Annotated in this window: 13 protein-coding genes; 9 read left to right on the plus strand and 4 right to left on the minus strand. The window is 60.2% G+C overall.

Annotated elements, in window-relative coordinates; translation table 11 throughout:
• Nucleotides 1-3: 3 nt before the first annotated feature.
• The 4 genes from BT264_RS17520 to tssK form a co-directional block, all read right to left on the minus strand.
• On the minus strand, nucleotides 4-489 hold the full coding sequence (locus BT264_RS17520; protein ID WP_006479553.1) for an Hcp family type VI secretion system effector: 486 nt from the start codon (nucleotides 487-489) through the stop codon (nucleotides 4-6).
• A gap of 94 nt (nucleotides 490-583) precedes the next feature.
• Nucleotides 584-2,347 carry an OmpA family protein gene (locus BT264_RS17525; RefSeq protein ID WP_072439238.1) on the minus strand — a complete coding sequence of 588 codons (1,764 nt, stop codon included), beginning with the start codon at nucleotides 2,345-2,347 and terminating at the stop codon, nucleotides 584-586.
• The gene (locus BT264_RS17530; protein WP_072439240.1) at nucleotides 2,344-3,099 is read right to left on the minus strand and encodes a DotU family type IV/VI secretion system protein; all 756 of its coding nucleotides are present in this window, start codon (nucleotides 3,097-3,099) and stop codon (nucleotides 2,344-2,346) included. The genes BT264_RS17525 and BT264_RS17530 overlap by 4 nt, the downstream gene beginning before the upstream one ends.
• Nucleotides 3,099-4,448 carry a type VI secretion system baseplate subunit TssK gene (gene tssK, locus BT264_RS17535; protein ID WP_072439242.1) on the minus strand — a complete coding sequence of 450 codons (1,350 nt, stop codon included), beginning with the start codon at nucleotides 4,446-4,448 and terminating at the stop codon, nucleotides 3,099-3,101. The genes BT264_RS17530 and tssK overlap by 1 nt, the downstream gene beginning before the upstream one ends.
• Before the next feature lie 575 nt (nucleotides 4,449-5,023).
• Between tssK and tssB the strand changes: the two genes are divergently transcribed.
• From tssB to BT264_RS17570, 9 genes are all read left to right on the plus strand, one after another.
• On the plus strand, nucleotides 5,024-5,536 hold the full coding sequence (gene tssB / locus BT264_RS17540; RefSeq protein ID WP_047901495.1) for a type VI secretion system contractile sheath small subunit: 513 nt from the start codon (nucleotides 5,024-5,026) through the stop codon (nucleotides 5,534-5,536).
• A 73-nt stretch (nucleotides 5,537-5,609) separates the two neighbouring features.
• Complete coding sequence (gene tssC, locus BT264_RS17545; protein ID WP_072439255.1) at nucleotides 5,610-7,160, plus strand: type VI secretion system contractile sheath large subunit; 1,551 nt, start codon at nucleotides 5,610-5,612, stop codon at nucleotides 7,158-7,160.
• An 80-nt stretch (nucleotides 7,161-7,240) separates the two neighbouring features.
• Complete coding sequence (locus tag BT264_RS17550) at nucleotides 7,241-9,580, plus strand: type VI secretion system Vgr family protein (protein ID WP_072439257.1); 2,340 nt, start codon at nucleotides 7,241-7,243, stop codon at nucleotides 9,578-9,580.
• Between the two features lie 8 nt (nucleotides 9,581-9,588).
• Nucleotides 9,589-12,195, plus strand: a complete 2,607-nt coding sequence (locus BT264_RS17555) for a glycoside hydrolase family 19 protein (protein ID WP_072467043.1) — start codon at nucleotides 9,589-9,591, stop codon at nucleotides 12,193-12,195.
• 3 nt (nucleotides 12,196-12,198) lie between these two features.
• Nucleotides 12,199-12,681, plus strand: coding sequence for a hypothetical protein (locus BT264_RS38340; RefSeq protein ID WP_143155739.1), 483 nt, complete (start codon nucleotides 12,199-12,201; stop codon nucleotides 12,679-12,681).
• Between the two features lie 172 nt (nucleotides 12,682-12,853).
• A complete protein-coding gene (locus tag BT264_RS38345) occupies nucleotides 12,854-13,516 on the plus strand; it encodes a hypothetical protein (protein WP_143155740.1) in 663 nt (220 codons plus the stop codon).
• Between the two features lie 29 nt (nucleotides 13,517-13,545).
• Entirely contained in the window at nucleotides 13,546-13,788 is a 243-nt protein-coding gene (locus BT264_RS17560; protein WP_072439261.1) for a PAAR domain-containing protein, read from the plus strand.
• An 81-nt stretch (nucleotides 13,789-13,869) separates the two neighbouring features.
• On the plus strand, nucleotides 13,870-15,045 hold the full coding sequence (locus tag BT264_RS17565; protein ID WP_256260655.1) for a hypothetical protein: 1,176 nt from the start codon (nucleotides 13,870-13,872) through the stop codon (nucleotides 15,043-15,045).
• Nucleotides 15,042-18,848 (plus strand): ImcF-related family protein, encoded by a 3,807-nt coding sequence (locus BT264_RS17570; RefSeq protein WP_072439265.1) that lies wholly within the window; start codon nucleotides 15,042-15,044, stop codon nucleotides 18,846-18,848. Before BT264_RS17565 ends, BT264_RS17570 begins: the two co-directional genes overlap by 4 nt.
• Nucleotides 18,849-18,854 lie beyond the last annotated feature (6 nt).

Here is an 18,854-nt window from a genome sequence, read left to right on the forward strand (position 1 = left end):
GCATCAGGAACGTTCGTTCCACGTGTCTTTGTGGATAATGTTGCCGTCCTTGTACGACCACGTGATCGTTTCGTAGCGCAGTTCGACGTCTTCGAGATGGTTGTGTTTCTCGTAGTCGGGGTTCTTGATGTCGAGCATCTTCGGCTTCACGGCGACGATCTTCACGTTGTCGAGCTTCGTGTTGAAGTACTCCTTCTCCTTGCCGGCGTCGTCGATCTTGTACCACTTGATCTCGACCGACTTCAGCGTCTGACCGCTCGTCACGGCCTTGTACAGATAGGGTGTCGACGCGTCCGTCTCCTTCGTCAGCGTGATCGGCTTGTGCACGCGCGTGCCGGTGAGCTTGCCCGTGTTGCCGTCGGTCGGAATGTGCACGCCGTGATCGAACGCGACCAGTTCGACGCTGCCTTCGCGATCCTGGACGGTTACCGAACCCTTGATGTCCGCACCGCCGTCGTCCTTGAGCCACATGTAGGCCGGAATTGCCATTTGTTCACTCCTTCTTCTTCGTACTGCGAATTGCCGGAACCGGAGCCCGGCGCTGACAAACCCGGGGCGGATGCCCCGGGAACCAAAACGCGTGTCACATCGCGGCGCGGATCGAAGCGGCCGGCGCAGGCGTATCTGGCACCAGCGTGATTTCGACCCGGCGATTCTTCGCCCGTCCTTCGGGTGTCGCGTTGTCCGCCACCGGCCGCGTATCGCCGTAACCCTGGATCGCGAATTGCGTCGGCGGCATGCCCGATGCATCGACGAGCCAGTCGCGCACGGCGGTCGCGCGGTCGATCGACAGCTTCAGGTTGCGGTCGGGGCGGCCCTGGTCGTCCGCATAGCCGGCGACGAGCACGCGTTTTCCGGGATGCGCCTTGATCAGTTCGAGCGCATCGATCATCGCGCGCGCGGTGCCAGGCTTCAGCTGTGCTTTGCCGCTGTCGAACAGCGACATGCTGTCGAGCGTGATGACGGCGGGTGGCGGCGCGGGCGGTTCGTAGGAGGCGATCGCGTCGTTGAGCATCGGCAGCAGTCGAGCGCCGCGATACGTGCCGAACGACAGGCGGAGCGGAACGCCGACGCGGGCATAGCGGTCGAGTTGGTCGCGGTCCGACGAGAGGGATTTGAGCGCGTCGCGCTTCGCAGCATCTTGCGCAGCGGGGAGGCGGTGGTAGCGCTCGACGTGTTCGCCGATTCGGGTCATCAGCGTTTCGTTGTTTTTCGCGGCGCCGCAGATGGCAGCGGTGGCCGCGCAAGCAACGATCGCGACGACATGCGCGACTGCGGTGACGCGCGGTGATCGCTGCGACCGGCGCGGCATCGCGTCGATCAGCGGCTGCGGCAGCGGCCACGGCGCAGGCGACGCAGGTAGCGCGGCCGGTGCGATACCTATGCACGCCCGGACTTCGCGTTCCCATGGCCTGCCGGGGCCCGTCACCGGGCCATGGTCGATCCAGCCGGCGCCGAACAACGGCCAGGGCGACGCAGGCTGGCGTCGGTCCGTCAGCGTGTCGAACACGGTACGGCGAGTCCATCCGATCAATGATCCGATCCCGGCGGCGCGTGCCGCGACTGCGTGGCTTGCGTCGGCATGGAGGGCATCGGATTCGGCTGCGTCGATCGCGGAGTCGAAACGGTGCGTGTCCGTGATCGGTGACCCTGCCGATACGCCATACCATTGGGCTGCCGGCCCCGCTGAAGCGACGTTATCGGAGAGTCGCTGATAGATCGCGACGTAGCCCGGCAGCGACGCGCCAAGCATGCGCGACGTGTCTGCAACTGCCTGCCGGATGACGCGGAGCGTTTGCGACAGCAGATCGTCGTTCGCATGCAGTCCCGGCGCGACCGACAACACGACGCAATCGGAGGCATGACCGTCCCGCCACTGCCGGACCGCGACGGCAAGGCGGGGAAGATCCTGCGGGCGATCGGCTCGCAACCAGATTGCGCCGTCGCCGACGTGGACGAAGCGCGACCGCGTCGCGTCGCGATCGAACAACGCGGGCAGGCCGTCCCCGGTGACGAGGACGAGCGGCATCCTGGTGCGCAGCGCGACGGGCAGGTCGGCGGTCGCCACGCCGAGTTGCGCGATCACGTGCACGTTTTGTTCGCGGGCATGCGTCAATCTGCGCGAATGCAGCCAGACGATCAGCGCCGAAAGCGCGACGACGATCGCAATCAATCCCCACATGACGCCGTGGTCGATGGGCAAAACCCATCCGATGACGGCAAGCGCCAGTGCGGCCGATATCATCACGACCGTGCGCAGCGGGTAGCCGAGACCCGACAGGGCCGCGCGCGCGGCATCGGAGTCGGCACGGGTCGCCGTCGACGGGAGAGCGGTATCGGAAGTCACGGCCGCTTCGCTTTCTGGACGAGTTGTGCCAGTTCCGCATCGAGGATGCGATCCCACGCGCCCCACACGAGTATCGCGATCACGCATGCCGTTCCCGCGATCGCCCACGGCGACAGGCGTCTGAGCCGGTCGATCAGCCGCGTGTTCGAGCGGTCGGTGACGAACCCCGGCCGCGGGGCCGGTCGCAACTGATCGATCTGAGCGACCAGCGCAGCGATCACGGCCTGACGCTTCGCTTCGCCGTCGTGGGCTTCCGCCGGCAGGTTCGACCGGGCGGCGTAGCGGCCACGAAATCCGAGGCCGAGCACGGCCGCATAGCATTCGAGCAGGTCGACGTTCGGCGCGGGTTCGCGCATCCGGTGCTCGAGGCGCTCGTAGATGCGCGTTCCCGCATCGTGAGTGCCGAAGCGCTCGACCTGCAGCGGTCGGGACTCCCAGTTTCCCTTGTCCGATGCGGGAAGGTAACGCAATGCCGCTTCATCGATCAGCCCGCATTGGGCGAGGACGGCGTCGTCCCGGATGTCGGCGGCGATTCCTTGCGCATCGAGTGCCGTCGCGAACTGTGCGATGAGCCTGACGCACTGCTGACGCAGATTCTCCTGGCTGTCCACCTGCCCACCGTTCGACAGGTGAGTGACGAGCAGCGCGGTATCGCGCAGTTGCGCCCGCATCGAAGGCCGGGGCGAGCGGCCGGACGACGGCTCCCGCGCCAGCAGCGCGGATTCGTGTCGAGTGGAGACGATGGCATTCATCAGCGCAGCACCGCATAGAGTTCGATCGACGCGTCCGGAATCGACGCGGGCAGGTAGATCTGACATGCGCGCGCGGCGAGCATCCGCGCATGCGCGGCGTCATGCGCATCGAGCGCGAAGTAGTGGTTGTCCAGCCGGACCGGAATGGCGCCGGGCACGCGCTGCACGGCCTTGAGCGGAATGCCGGCGACCGCGGAATTGACGATGTGCTCGACGTCGTCCGGTGCGCCGATCTTGCACAGGCGCAAAAACTGTTCGACGAGCTCGAATGCCGGCAGCGCGGCGTTGACGGACAGGTACCAGTCCGCCGCACCTTCGACGATGCGCTCGTCGCGGAACTGGCCGGCCCAGGTTGTCTGCGTCGTATGTGAAAGCCCGATCGACACGACACGCGACGGGATGATCGCGTCCAGCAGATCGCGGATCAGCGATTCGAGCGTCGTAAAGACGCCGTGGGCGTCCGCGTGATCGTAGGGGGGAATGTCGGTCAGCGACATGTGTGTAGAGAACGTGAGCAGCGATCCCGCCAACTGGGCGAGCACCTGATACAGACGATCGGTGGGCTGTGCCGGATGCGACGCGAGAAAGCGCAGTTGCGGCCATGCCTGATGAATGCAATGCAGGAGCCAGAACAGTTGGACATCGGCGACGCCGTACTCGGCCACCTGCTCGATGCGCTCGCTGCGGCGCGCACCGAGGAGCGCGCTTTTGGCGGCGAGGATATCCGCAAGCCGACGGATGCGCTCGATATGCAGTGCATGACCCGACAGCGACAGACAGGGCGGCACATATCCGCGATCGATCTGGAACTGACCGCTCGTCGCGCGCGTCAGGCGGGCTATCGCGCATGCCGTATCGTCGGCGTGCGATTCGTACCCGTACAGCAACCGTACCGCGTGGCGCTCGGCGGCGATTTCGGTTTCCGCGGTTCCGTTCAGGTCCGTCACCTTCACGAATTCCCGGTACGCGCGACGCGGGCGGGCCAGCGCCGTTTCGTCGAAACGGCAGTTGCTGCCGTTCGCATCGGGCAGCGCGAGTGCGGCGAGCACGTCGACGGTTTGGGCATCGGCCGGAATTTCGCCGGCGAGGTCGCGTGCCGGCGGCAATGCATCGGCGACGGTTGTGTCGACAGGCGTGCCGTCGGGGAAGCGCAATTGCAGCCGGGCAAGCTTCAGGCGGCCGGAAGACAATGCCTCCTCGTCGACCTCGACGCTCAGCGTTCCCCATGGCGATACGGACAATGACGACGCCAGTTGTTGCAGCGCGAACCCGTTCCAGCAGTCCTGCTGCTGGAAATGCTGCTGCGTAAGAATCAGCCCTTCATGCCAGAGCGGCTTTTCGATCCGCATGGTGTGGTCGATATCGATTAGGAATTATGAGGCGCCGATTCTAACCATCGTTTTCCGATTTCGTATACCCCGGGATTGGGTAAATCGTTGACGAATGTGTCATTCATATCGAGATATGAAGGGGATTAATTTTGAGATTCTTTGGGTGAGTTGGTTTTGTGGTGGATGGATTTGTGAGGCTCTGTTTTATTGGGATTGAGGCGATCTTTTGGATTTGTGTTTTGTGTATAAAAATCAACCACTTGGATGGCGGTAGGTGTTGTTTGAGATTGATTTTTTGATATGGATGGCTATCGGCTTGTTGAGGTGTGACCGGGTTTTATGTATTCGTACTAGTATTATTTTTGGGTTGCGTTTGAGATTGGTGGTCGATTTTAAGTTTTGGTGGTTTACTTCATGTGAAAGTGCATGATATTTTTTGCCGCCTGAATCGGATGTCGTGCCGCGAATATCCGAATCGGTCGTCCGTCAATGCGTGTTGCGGGGTTGAGCAAAGGTGACGTGAACGACGGTGCACCAGCGGTTGCGGGTGCACATCGCGGAGTCTTCAAGCTTCCTGAGATAAGGAGAACGAATTGGATAGCTTTCAGCGAGAGATCCCGAAGAGCCGGGTGTCGATCACCCTTGATCTGCATACGGGCGGGGCGCAAAAGAAGGTCGAGCTGCCGCTGAAGCTGCTGGTGGCCGGCGACTTCAGCGCCGGTCGCGAGCAGGCGCCACTGGCCGAGCGGAAGAAAGTGAACATCGACAAGAACAACTTCGATGCCGTGCTGGCCGACTACGCACCGGATCTCAGGATCGCTGCGGACAACACGCTGGCCGGCGACGGTTCGGAGTTGCCCGTCAACCTGTCGTTCCGGTCGATCAAGGATTTCGAGCCCGAGCAGGTGGCGCGCCAGATTCCCGAGCTTCAGGCGCTGCTCGCGATGCGCAATCTGCTGCGCGACCTGAAATCGAACCTGCTCGACAACGGCACGTTCCGTCGCGAGTTCGAGAAGGTGCTGAAGGACGACCGCCTGTCCGCGAAGCTCCGTGGCGAACTCGCGCAGATCGCGACCGCCGCGACGCAGCCGGAAGGGCATGCGTGAGCGACGCTGGGCAAAACGCGCGTTCAGCGCATTCCGCAACATCGTAGCGATTCGATCGCAGACAGGACCCGAGATGAAACCCACCGAAACGCAGCAGGCCGGCGCGACCGAGACCGTCGTGCTGGACGCCCCGCACGGGGATATCGACAGCGTCTACGCATCGCTGTGCAGCAAGATCAACCTGAAGCCCGTCAACGAAGCGCGCCCGCTCGAGGCGTTCCGCGACAACGACATGCTGTCCGAGGCGTCGGCCGACGAGCGCATCGCACGCGGGATGGGTGCGTTCCTTGAACTCGTCGCGAAGGCGAGCCAGCCGGTCGACCGGCTGGACAAGTCGCTGCTCGACTTCCATATCGGCCAGATCGACCGGCAGATCGGCCGCCAGCTCGACGCGGTGATGCATGCGCCGGAATTCCAGGCGCTCGAAGCGCGCTGGCGTGGCCTGAAGATGCTCGTGAGCCGTACCGATTTCCGCAAGAACGCGCGAATCGAGGTGCTGGACGTGTCGAAGGATGCGCTGCAGCGCGACTTCGAGGACACGCCTGAACTGATCCAGAGCGGCCTCTATCGCCTGACGTACATCGAGGAATACGACACGCCGGGCGGCCAGCCGATCAGCGCGATGATCAGCGACTTCGAGTTTGCGAATTCGCCGATGGATGTTGCGCTGCTGCGGAACATCTCGAAGGTCGCTGCTGCCGCGCACATGCCGTTCATCGGCTCGGTCGGGCCGGCGTTCTTCGGCAAGCAGTCGATGGAGGAAGTGGCGGCGATCCAGGACATCGGCAACTACTTCGATCGCGCCGAATACATCAAGTGGAAGAGCTTCCGCGATACCGACGACGCGCGTTATGTCGGCCTGACGATGCCGCGCGTGCTCGGCCGTCTGCCGTACGGCAAGGATACGGCGCCGGTGCGAGCGTTCAACTACGAAGAAGCTGTCAAGGGCCCCGATCACAACAAGTACCTGTGGGTGAACGCGTCGTTTGCGTTCGCGGCGAACATGGTGCGCAGCTTCGTCAGCAACGGCTGGTGCGTGCAGATTCGCGGGCCGCAGGCGGGCGGCAAGGTCGAGGATCTGCCTGTCCACCTGTACGACCTCGGCACCGGCTACCAGCCGAAGATTCCGACCGAGGTGCTGATCCCGGAAACGCGCGAATTCGAGTTCGCGAATCTCGGCTTCATCCCGTTGTCATTCTACAAGAACCACGACTTCGCATGCTTCTTCTCCGCGAGCTCGGCGCAGAAGCCTGCGCTGTACGAGACCACGGAAGCCACGGCGAACAGCCGCATCAACGCGCGGTTGCCGTACATCTTCCTGCTGTCTCGCATCGCGCACTACCTGAAGCTGATCCAGCGCGAAAACATCGGCACGACCAAGGATCGCCGTCTGCTCGAACTCGAACTGAACGGCTGGATCAAGGGGCTCGTGACCGAGATGAAGGATCCCGGCGACGAACTGCAGGCATCGCACCCGCTGCGCGACGCGAAGGTGACGGTCGAGGACATCGACGACAACCCGGGTTTCTTCCGGATCAAGCTGTTCATCGTGCCGCACTTCCAGGTCGAAGGGATGGATATCGGACTGTCGCTCGTGTCGCAGATGCCGAAGGCCAAGAACTGATCTGACGTTTGTGTGCGAGCCGCCGGGGCGTCGATGGTTGCCCCGGCGGCGCAGCGCGTTTTGTGCGACCGGGAGAATCCATGTCGATGATTTTGCCTACGCAGGCTTATGAATTGAAGCTGGCGCCGCATCCGGCGCCGTTCTCGATCCTGACGTTCACCGGGCTGGACCGCGTGAGCCAGCTTTATCGATACGAGATCGAATTCACAAGCCCGGCGGCCGGGATTCCGATGGACCAGGTGCTGGGCCGGCCGGCGAAGTTCAGCGTCGATCCGATCGATCCGAACATGGATTACCTGCGGAAGATGTTCGGGGAGAACGCGGCGCAGTTCAGTGCGAAGCCTGCGACGTATACGGTTCATGGCGTGATCACGCAGTTCGACGAGTTGGAGACGTCGGCGGATGAAACGCGCTACCGGGTCGTGCTTGAGCCGACGCTTGCCGATCTCGATCGTGGTGTGACCAGCCGGTTGTTTCAGAAACAGTCGGTCGAGGAGATCGTGACCGATACGCTGCGGCATTACGGGTATCGCGCGGGTGTCGATTTCCAGTTTCAGTTGCGCGGGCAGTACAAGCGTCGCGAGTACGTGACGCAGTATCACGAGACGACGTTCGCGTTTATCCGGCGTATTTGCGCGGAAGAGGGAATCTGGTTTCGCTGGGAGCAGAAGAAGGATCGCGCTGTGGTCGTGTTCGGCGACGATCTGGATGCGTATGCGCGCAAGCAGCGCACGGTGCCGTATCGACGTGACTCGGGGCTGGAGAGCGTCGGTGCGGATGCGATCAAGACGCTCGGGCGCGAAATGAAGCGTGTGCCGGAAGCGGTGCGGTTGCATGACTACAACCATCGGCAGGCCGAGGTGTCGTTGCTGGTAGAGGAAAACACGGCGCGTGACGACAAGACGACGAACGCTGTCGATTATCGCTGGGGCGAGCATTACGAGACGCCTGAAGAAGGTAAGCGGGTTGCCCGGTTGCGGCACGAAGCCCATCTGGCCGAGCAGATCACGTTCAAGGGGACGGGTAATCCGTTCTGGCTCGAAGCCGGCGAGGTGATGCGGGTCGAGCCGAGTCAGGTCGATGCGAAGCACGGGATTTTCGTGACGTCGGTCGAGTCGCGTGGCGGGCGGAACGAGGCGTACTGGGTGGCGTTCGAGGGGATTCCGTCGGATCGCGTGTGGCGCACGTCGGCGGCTTCGGTTTCGCGGCCGGTGGTTGACGGGATTCTGCCGGCTCGGATTACGTCACCGGGGAATTACAAGTACGCGTATCTGACCGAGCAGGGCTGGTACGTGATCAAGCTGCCGTTCGATCTCGACGAATGGAGCCCGGGTGGGACGAGCCGACCGGTGCGGTTTGCGAAGCCTTATAGCGGTGACAACTATGGACATCACTTTCCGCTGATCGATGGGGCGGAGGTGGCCATTGTCCATACGGACGGCGATCCGAATCGGCCAGTGATTATCGGGGCGATGCACGACAGCGTGCATCCGGATCTGGTCAACAACCTGAACCATACGCGGAATCTCATTCGTACGGCTGCGCGGAATGAGTTGCGGATGGAGGATAAGGAAAGCAACGAGCATGTCCATCTGATAACGCCGTTTCGGGCAAGCCAGCTGAATCTGGGCTTCATGGTGGACACCGATCGTAAGGCGCGCGGAAAGGGGGCCGAACTTGCTACTGACGGCCACGCGTCGATACGTGCAGCAGATGGCGTACTAGTTTCGGCCGAGGCACAACCGGGTGCGGCCGGCGAGCAGCTTGCTATGCAGAATGCGGACGCGACGTTCGCTCAGGCCGAAGAAATTCTGCGTTCGCTCAATGACGCCGCGAACGCGGCCAAGGCACTCCAGGCTGAGGCTAACCAGCAACGCGTGCTGATCGGGCAGAAGCTTAGCCGCCTCCAGAAGCCAGTCATTGTTGCGAGTGCGCCAGAAGGAGTGGGCATCGCCAGTGGGCAGCACGTTCAGATCGCTGCGCGCAAACAGATGTTTGTCACGACCGGCGAAGGGCTCGACATTGGCGTGATGAAACGCATCACGGTGGCGGCCGGCGAAGCGATTTCGTTCCTCGCGGCAAAGTTCGGAATCCGGCTCTTCGCAGCAAAGGGCAAGGTACAGATTCAGGCACAAGGCGACGGCATGGAGCTGATGGCAATGCAGGACATGCTGATGAGCTCGTCGGACGGAGAAGTCACGATAACGGGTCGAAAGGGCGTCACGATCGGTGACGGCGCGGGCGCTTATATCAAGCTGTCAGGCGGAAGGATCATTCTCGGGAGTCCTGCGGGCGAGATCGAATTGAAAGGCAATTTGACCGTCAACGACGCCGCCGGCGGTAGTTTCAAATTCCCGACCTGGTCCACGGTGCCGCTCAACGACGTGAAGAACGCATTGAATTTCGGATTTTCGGAGTAAGCCCGACCATGGCGACCAAAGCCGCACCGCAGAAATCACCGACACCGCCGCAGCCTGCCAAAGCCGGTTTGAAGCAATTGTCGTTCGCGTTTCCATTTTTACGCAAAGGGCAAGGTCAGTCCGAGGCATCCACTCGATTCACCAACGAGCATGACATTTATCGGTTGCTGGCCGAGCGTGAGCCGTCCGGTACCTATCTCGCGAGCAGTAACGGCATGTGGCATGGCGGCATTCATATCACAGAGGCTGGTGCTGGGCAGTCGCTGGACCTCGATGCGGGATTGCGGTGCATCGCCGATGGTGTGTTAATTGCGTTTCGCGCCAATAAGACCTATCCGGTCAGCGAGGTTGCAACGGCAGATGGCGGATCGCCGTACGAGGCACCGTATAGCACGGCCTTTGCGCTGGTGCGACACACGATGGAGTTCCCACGGGACACGAAGCTGACGTTTTACAGCTTATACATGCATCTGATGTCCTGGGACGACTACGCAAACTTCCCGAAGCGGGAAAAGCCGCCGTATTGGCCGCGGCAATGGCTGGTGACGCAGTATGCGCAGGACAAGCAGGCGTCAGGCCGAAGCGGGCAGGCTCCCGATCCGGCGCAGCAGGGACTGCGTATTCGCAAGACTCCGGGCGGTAGTCCCATCGCGATTCTGCCGCAAGGCGCCAACGTCGGCATCGGGAAGATCGAGACGAAGAACGGAAAGCCGTGGGGACAGTTGACAGATCTTCGTGGGACATCATTGTATCCACAGAAAGCAGGTGAATACGTCGAGCCGTCGAGTGCGGTCGGTAAGTGGGTCTTTCTTGGCCAGGAAAACGGTGGTCCGGTTGCCGAAGAGACTGTTGAGGACTCTCTATTTGACCGGGTTGTCGTGACGACTGGCCAGGGCGTGCCAGGTGACGCGTCCGGCATTCCAGTCAAGGCAGGAGACCTGATTGGGCACCTTGGCCGCTATGACTCGCTGAACCAATGCACGTCCGGAACCAGGCTGGCACACATCGAAGTCTTCTGCGATGACAGCATCCAGTCGTTCCTCGAACAAGGACAAGGATGGGTCAATCAACACGGCCCGAACAAGGAGGACTGGGCGGCGCTGGGCCTGCCATCCGAGCCGACGATCCTGCGGATCGCGCCGGGGACGGTGCTGTATCAACGTACTCAAGACAAGACAAAATTTGTCCCTGGTGTTGACCCACAGTCGAGAAAGACGGACGCCGTTCAGGTGTATTCGCTTGCTGAACTGGCGCGTGACCCGAATCGACGAGTCGCTGAGCCGCGTCCGAATCCAGATCCGGGTTTTCCGGTGAACTGGTGGCATGTTGACGGTGTGAATGCACAAGGTCAGCCGATTGACGGTTGGGTGTGCGACTTCAATCACGCGGGCGGTCGGGTGACGCGGGAATTCGCACAGAAGTGGATTGATTTCGAGTGCCTGGCGGATGCCCATGATCCGGCGCATACGATCTTTGCGACAACGCAAGCTTGGGTTGACTATGCGAGCGGCGCCAATGTTGACGACCTTGCTTCGAGTTCGAAGCTCAGTCCGTTGATGCTTAAGGTGTATGACGCTCTGTTTACGGCAGGCGATGGTAAACGAGCAGCTGATGAATTATGCACGCTGTCGCGGACCGAGCGTGGTGGATATCCGTGGTTGATGCATGCGGCGTCTCGGCTGATCGTCAAGCACGAGAGCGAGTGGGCGAATCCATCCAAATGGAAGCAACTGATCGCCGAGTTGGAAAAGCAGACGGGGCCGAAGCTGCAGCATGAGGAAGAACAGAAACGAATTGAGAAGTTAGCGTGGTGGGATGATGTGAAGGCCGGCATCCCGGTTTTCCCTCGAGTGAATGTTTTTCACATCCACCCCATTGGATTGGCCGCGAACTTCCAATTTGGAAGTCAGTTGATCACGCTCGCTATGTTGATGGCGGTCGAGCCGTCGAATTCGATCGAATACCATCAAAGTATTTTGCCTTACATAAATAGATATGCCTTGATCTATAAAATTAATAAACCTAAAAGAATTGCACATTTTCTTTCCCAGTCAGCACACGAGAGCCATTTGCGGGCCATTGAAGAAGGATTGAGTTACAAGCCAACGGGTATGCGAAGAATGTTCGGGTGTAAAGGCGGGAAGAAGAATTATGATGAAAAATGCGACGATTGTAAGCGCGGTCGTCTGCGAGAAAAGCTTTGGAGTGACGAGGCATATTGCGCTCATAACCCAGAGCGCCTCGCAAATTATGTGTACGCGGACAGATTGGGTAATGGTGATGAGGAGAGTGGTGATGGATATAGATATCGTGGGCGTGGGTTCATACAAGTGACCGGCAAAGTTGGCTACGAGTTGTTTCAAAGCGAGCATAACCGACGATCTCCTGATGACCAGCAGGACTTTGTCAAAAACCCCGATCTTGTCGCGTCTCGATTGGAATATGCAGTCGAGTCTGCCTTCACTTTTTGGGCACATAAAAATCTAAACTCGATCTCCGATAATGGAACGGTCCGCGACGTGACTCAGATCGTAAATGGTGGACAGACTGGATATGATGATCGGCTCGGTCGCTACAATAAGGTGGCGCCTCTCTTGGGTCTTTCGATGGAGTAACTCATGAATGTCTATCAAGTAACCGCGGCTTCGATCATGGGTCTTGTTTCGGTGGCGGCTGCGCATGCAGAAGGGTTGTGCAGCACGGAAGAGATAGCAGTCTTCAACTGCGAACTTAAAGCCTCCGTTTCATCGCTTTGTCAATCAACTGAGAATGGATCCCTGATCTATCGGAATGGGGTTGGTGAGAAGATAAATTTGCAGATTTCGGATAAGAAAAATAAGAGGAATGTATTTTTTCTGTCAAATACACCGTATTCAGGGGGTGGGGAGACTCATATTCGATTTTCTCGGATGGGCTACACATATTATTTGTACGACAAGGTTATCAAGGTCGATGATGGTCCGGAAACTTTTGCCGGGATTGTTGTGTACAAAAAAAATAAAAAAATCTATAGCCTTGCGTGCAATAACAATGCATCAATACGTGCAAGTGCATATCAATCAATTTCCAGAGAGAAGTACCGATCGATTGATGTTCAGTAATGAAATCGGAAGGAGTCAACTAAGAATTGTAGCGGGTTGAACAAGAGGGATGTCTTTTGGGGAAAGGCAGGATGTACAAAAAGGAGCGTCCTCTGTGTGCGTAGGGCGTATGGACTGATGTCGGGATTCTCGTGATGGACATAATAAGTGGTGTCGGGCTATGGGGTGAGATATGTTAATCAAATCAATGTTTTGGATTTTGGTTGATTTTATGATCTTAGTGCCCATTTTTTCGTTTGCAAGCGATCAATCATTTTCCGGGGTTTGGTCAATCGGGGAAGATGTCGCGGGGCAAGGTAAGCCATACTCTACGTTTGTCATCGAAATTGATAAAGATAAGGCGGGAAATATTTCAGGATCATACTGTTTTATTACGCGCTATGGAAATAGAATTGATTGCAGCCCGGATGGAGAGAAAAATTTAAGTGGTCGTGTTGAAGATGGTAAAAATAAGGCGCGTTTGAATTTTTATTCGTTTTTTGGTGCCACCGATGGAGTGGCGGAAATTACAGTGAGTGGCGATAGATTGCTATGGAATGTTGTTGAGCAACCGCAAGGTGGAGATTACTACGGTCCCCTTCGAGTTGAGCTGCACCGAGATGATTTGTTGAGATATCACTCCGTGGAGAGAAAGGTCGTGGCAAAAAGAGCATTTTTGTATGATTCTCCATCAAAATCGAAAGTAAGTCGCGCCTATGTGATCAAGGGCGATTCGGTAAGGGTGGTCGAGGTATCTGCCGATTTAAAATTTTGGAAAATTGAATTTTTAACAAAAAATGGGAATCGTCTTGATAAATGGATTGACTGCTCGGAAATTGATTTTTGCGCTAAGTAATTGTCCGTAGCCACAAAGGAAAACGCGAAATGAAAAATCTCGCATACGAAGGCGACAGAACGAGCCACGGTGGCAAGATCCTAACCGGCTCGGATCGCATCAAGGTAAAGGAGCGCCGAGCCGCCCGTGTGGGTGACAAAGTCTCGTGCCCGATTCACGGCGACAACGAAATCGTCGAAGGCAGCGGCAGGATGAAGGACGGCACCACGCCGCTATCACGCGACGGCGATCACACGCGGTGTGGGGCGGTGCTCATTGCTTCGTCCACCTGAGCGCAGGTCAAGTAAGCGATGCCCGTCGATTTCAATCGCGTGCCGCCGCGAGTGGATGTACCACCTCCGCCTCGTACCTCGATGATCGTCTGGATGCCTCTGCTGGTGCTCGTCATGGCGGCCGGGGCTGGGCTGGCGATCACGTTTTGGCCGACGGACCGCCCGACGAATACGCCGTGGTTCTGGCTCTGTGTCGTTGGTTATCCCTTCCTGGTCTGGGCTTTCCTTCTATTCGCGTGGCTCGCGTATGGCTACACCCGCCGCAATCAGGCGATTGCGACCAACCGCGTGAGTGATGAGGCCGAGCAGTCATGTCACGCGATGTCGAGCAGACCGCTTGCGATACTGGGCCATGCATGGTGCTTCGCCGCGAACGATTCGGAAAACTCGCTTGAACGGATACTGACGGGAACTGAGCTGGCGAAGCTTCGGCCGAGCGGCGCGGTCGCGGATAGCGAAGTCAATGCACGTTGGCTCGACATCCCGGAGATGCATTTTCATCCTGGTAACGAACTCACTGAACATGCTCGGCATCATGCCGTGTGTACGTGGCTGCTCGAACGCTTGATAGACCGCCTCCTGCCACAGCTCAATACGCTCCCACCGAGAACGAAGCTTCAGATCGAGCTTCATCATCGATCCAGGCTGAAATCCGACGCTTTCGAGATTCGGCTACGGGAGGTACTCACTGAACGAGTGCCTGCGTTGAAGGTGGACGTCACATCGGGTGAACACACGATTTCGCTCTTCCGAACGGACGCGTGGCTGGACAATCGAGCTGTCGATACGGTCCACCTGCTGGTCGCCGTTGAGCTTCGCGATGCAATCAGTTCCGTCCTGTCCGATGGTGTTGCAGAGGCGGGTGTCGCGCTGCTCGTCGGACACCCGCGCCTTGAGTCATCGGCCATGCCAGCCGGGTTGCGATTGCATCGCCCCGCCCGAGGCTCGCTCGATACCTCCGCCCGGACGCTTGAGCTTGCCGCGCGCTGGGGACAGACCTCGCGCGACCGTCTGCGCACAGTGTGGACGCATGGCCTGTCCGGCGACAGAGTCAGTGCAGTTCGGCAAGCCGCGTCGTTTCCCGACGAGACGCGATGGATCTCGCTCGAAACGGCGGTGGGCGACTGTTCCGGCGCAGGGCCGTGGTTGGCTGCTGTCCTTGCTGCAGAAAGTGCCCGGACAACGGGCGACCCGCAACTAGTGATGTGTGGCGAAGGTGAAGAACTGATCGCCCTCATGTGCAGAAAGCAGACATGAACGATAACAAGAACGACAACAAGACCCGGCCAGCAGGCCTCTTCATAGGCGTCGCGGCAGTGATCGTCTTCCTTGCGCTCGGTGGCGCGGTATGGATGGAGGGGCCCCGCCACGGATGGTCGCGCGATACCCGGATCATCATCGAGCTTTCGCTAGCGGTGGGCTTGCTGATCGTGATCCTGCTGATCAAGTGCTTCGAGTTTGTGCTGCTTTCGATTGCCTCACTGAGAGCATCCCGTTGGTTTGCTCGTTACGACGCAGGAAAACGCGCAGCGTCCGTCGACCACAACGATCAGGGCGGTCCACCGGGGCCAGTCGGCAGAGCTACGGCGCTGCGGAACCTCCTGCGTGACCGTCACGGCTGGCGTTGGCGCTATCGCGAACGATGGGTGCTCGTCGCCGGCGACCTGCCGCTGGTGAAGCGCTTGGCACCGGGACTTGCCGACACGGGGTACGTAATCAACGGCGATACGATTCTGCTGTACGCCGGGCAAACCCGCGACACGCTCGAGACGGAATGGCTCGATCAGATCCGCCGCCTGCGCCGGCACCAGCCGATTGACGCGATCGTTGCGGTGACACGTAACCGCAGTTCGGCGGACGTACCGTTCGACGTCGATGGCGTTAGCCGGCAACTGGCGCTTCACGCGCGTGCCCTGCGCTGGGCGGCGCCTGCATATCTGCTCGACGCCACCGATTTCGGCAGCGTGACGTCGAGCCCGGATGAAGCAATCGGCTTTACCTGGTCGAACGCGTGCCTGAACGCAGACGATATCGATTCGTCGCTGCAAGATCTCACCTACGACCTGGCGGGCACGGGAGTTGTACGCCTCACCAAAGACGCACGCGATCGTTATCCCGTCGAGCTGTCGCAGCATATTGCCAATCTGCGCTCTGCGTTGAGGGGTCTCGTGCTGGAAGCTAACCAATCCCGTACCTGGAAACATGAGGTTCACGGCCTACTGTTCGCGCCATTGTTCAAGGAGCGCGAACCAGGACTGCCGTTATCAAGCGATACGAACGACGACGACTCGCCAACCGGTCCTCAACACCGAACGATCTGGCAAACCGTCGCCGATCACAGCCGCAAGGTTCATGGTCGCCGCGTCGGCTTTTCGCTGTCGACCACGGCAGCGTGGATGGCGACTGCCGTGATCGGCTTCTGGATTGCCGGCACGATGCTGTCCGGATTCGTCAACCGCGCGACGATCGGAAGTGCTGCAGACACGGTCGTGAATCTCAAGGAAGCCCAGGATCCGACACTGTCCGTGCAGACGCTTACTCAGCTTGACCGACAGATCGACACGCTTGAAATTCACCAGCGCACCCGCGCACCGCTGAGTGCCCGCTTCGGCCTGAATCGCGACCGCGCATTGCTCGATGCCCTCTGGCCACACTATGCCGATGCGGCGAACCGCATTCTCGTCGGCCCGATTCGCCGGCAGCTCGAGGCGCGACTGCATCAACTGGCATCGTTATCCGACGCAGAAATCGCCAGCGGTGGCGATGCGCAAGTACAGGCCGCATACGACACGCTCAAGACCTATCTGATGCTCGCGAAGCCGGAGCGCGCGGTGGCTGCATTCCTGACACCCCAGCTCGTCGCGACGTCCATGCCGGCGCGCCCCGTCAATTCATCGTTGTCGCCAGGCAGATGGGAGGACTTGCGGCAGCAGGCCATTACATTCTTCACGAATCATCTGGAACCCGGTGCGAAGTCGACGGCGGCTGCGTTGGCAATCGCTCCGGACAGTACCTTGATCGCAGCAACCCGCCAGACGGTGATCGGCGTTCGGGGCATTCAGAATTCTCGGGACGCGGTCTACCAGCAGATTCTCGACGAAGCGACGCCGAAGTACCCGCCGATATCGCTCGCCACGCTGCTGGGTGACGCGGCATCCCAGGCCGGTGCCGGTGGCGCGACAAGCCGTGGTTTGTTCAACACGACCATGACCATACCGGGCGTATTCACGCGCGCGGCATGGGGCGAACGGATCGCCAAGGCCATCGACGAAGCCGGCGAGCAACACGACGTGGCAAGCGACTGGGTGCTTTCCGACACCAACGCCGCCGGCCGGTCCTCGTCGACCCCAAAGGACGAACTGCGCCAACGCTATTTCGACGACTATGCGCGCGCTTGGGCACAGTTCCTCAACAGTGTGCGCTGGCAACCGGCACCGACGCTTTCCGCCACGGCCGATCAACTGACCTTGCTGGGCGATCCGCAACGCTCGCCGCTCGTCGCGCTGATGAACGCGATCGTCTATCAGGCGGGAACGGGAGCCAACACGCAGTCGCTGTCCGACACGCTGATCAGCAAGGCGCAGCAGCTCGTCGGCGCCGACGAAAAGGATCCGTCGAAGCAGGTCAAGCCGCAGCTCGCGCCGCTGGCGGCTGCGTTCGGCCCGATCCTGCGTCTGACCGGCAGCGATCTCGTCTCCGGCGTGCCGGCCAACGGCAAAACCGCCGCTGCGCAAATGGCCGCGACAGGCGACCTGAGCCTCGCCCGCTATCTGGAGCGCATTACAGCCATGCGCCTGAAGACTTCGCAGATCGTCTCCAGCGCTGATCCGGATGCGGTTGCGCGACTGGCCGCCCAGTCGGTGTTGCAGGGCAAGACATCCGACATCGCCGACAGCCGCGACTATGCGAGCCGGGTCGCCGCGAGCCTCGGCGAACAATGGTCCGGCTTCGGCGCACTGTTTCGGGCGCCGTTCGATCAGGCATGGCAGGTCATCGTGCAGCCGGCCGCGTCGAGCCTGAACGAGATCTGGCGCACGGCGATCGTGGCCGACTGGAACAAGTCGTTCGGCGGCCGCTATCCGTTCGCGGATTCGGACAACGACGCGTCGCTGCCCGAAATGGCACGCTTCATGCGGTCCGATGGCGGAGTGATCACGCAATTCGTGACGACGCAACTCGCCGGTGTCATCGAGCGGCAGGGCGACCGCTGGGTGCCCGCACAGGGCACCGATTCCGGTGTGCTGACGATCGATCCGGGCTTCCTGAGCGGGTTGAACAAACTCACGCGCATTTCGACGGTGCTGTTCCCGTCCGGCGATGCGCGCGTGCGCTACGAGTTGCAGGCGGTGCCGACGCCGGGTGTCACCGACATGCGATTCGTGTTGTCCGGCCGCGAATTGCACTACTTCAACCAGAAGCAGGAATGGACGCCGTTCGAATGGCCCGGCCAGTCGCTCGAAAACCTGTCGCATATCGAATGGCGGACGGAGCAGGGTGGTTTGCGGACGGCGCTCGATTCGCAGGGGCGCTTCGGACTGATTCGCCTGTTCGAGCGAGCGAAGGTCACGCAACAGGACAACGCACGCTACCTGCTGACCTGGACGCCGGACACCAGCCAGGGCATTCCGCTGAAGGTGCAACTGCGCAGCGAGGCGGGCGCGGGCCCGCTCGACGTTCTCCAGTTGCGCAACTTCGTGCTGCCTGCACGGATTTTCATGACCGGGGCGGCGAGCGCCGGGCCGAAGGTGTCGACGGCCAGTCCGCCGCCGTTGCCGGCTGCGGCGATTGCCACAGCCAGGCACGCCGCCGTGCCGTTGCCGCCGGGGCTGCCGGGTGCGATGACGTGGCCCGATGAAGCGATGCCGATGGAGGCCGAGAAGGTATCCCGTCAGACGACCGCGATAGCGGAAGCGCGACCGAGCGCACTCGGCGAGAAACCGCCAAAGAGCGATCCGCGGATGGCGGTGTCTTCGCTGGCGACGACGTCGACATCTTCCGATGCCTCCACCAGACCGTTTGGACACGCCCTCCGTTTGCTGGGCGACGCATTTGCGTTCTGAGACCTG

It is taken from the genome of Burkholderia sp. NFPP32 (assembly GCF_900119325.1).
Lineage (GTDB): Bacteria > Pseudomonadota > Gammaproteobacteria > Burkholderiales > Burkholderiaceae > Burkholderia > Burkholderia pyrrocinia_C.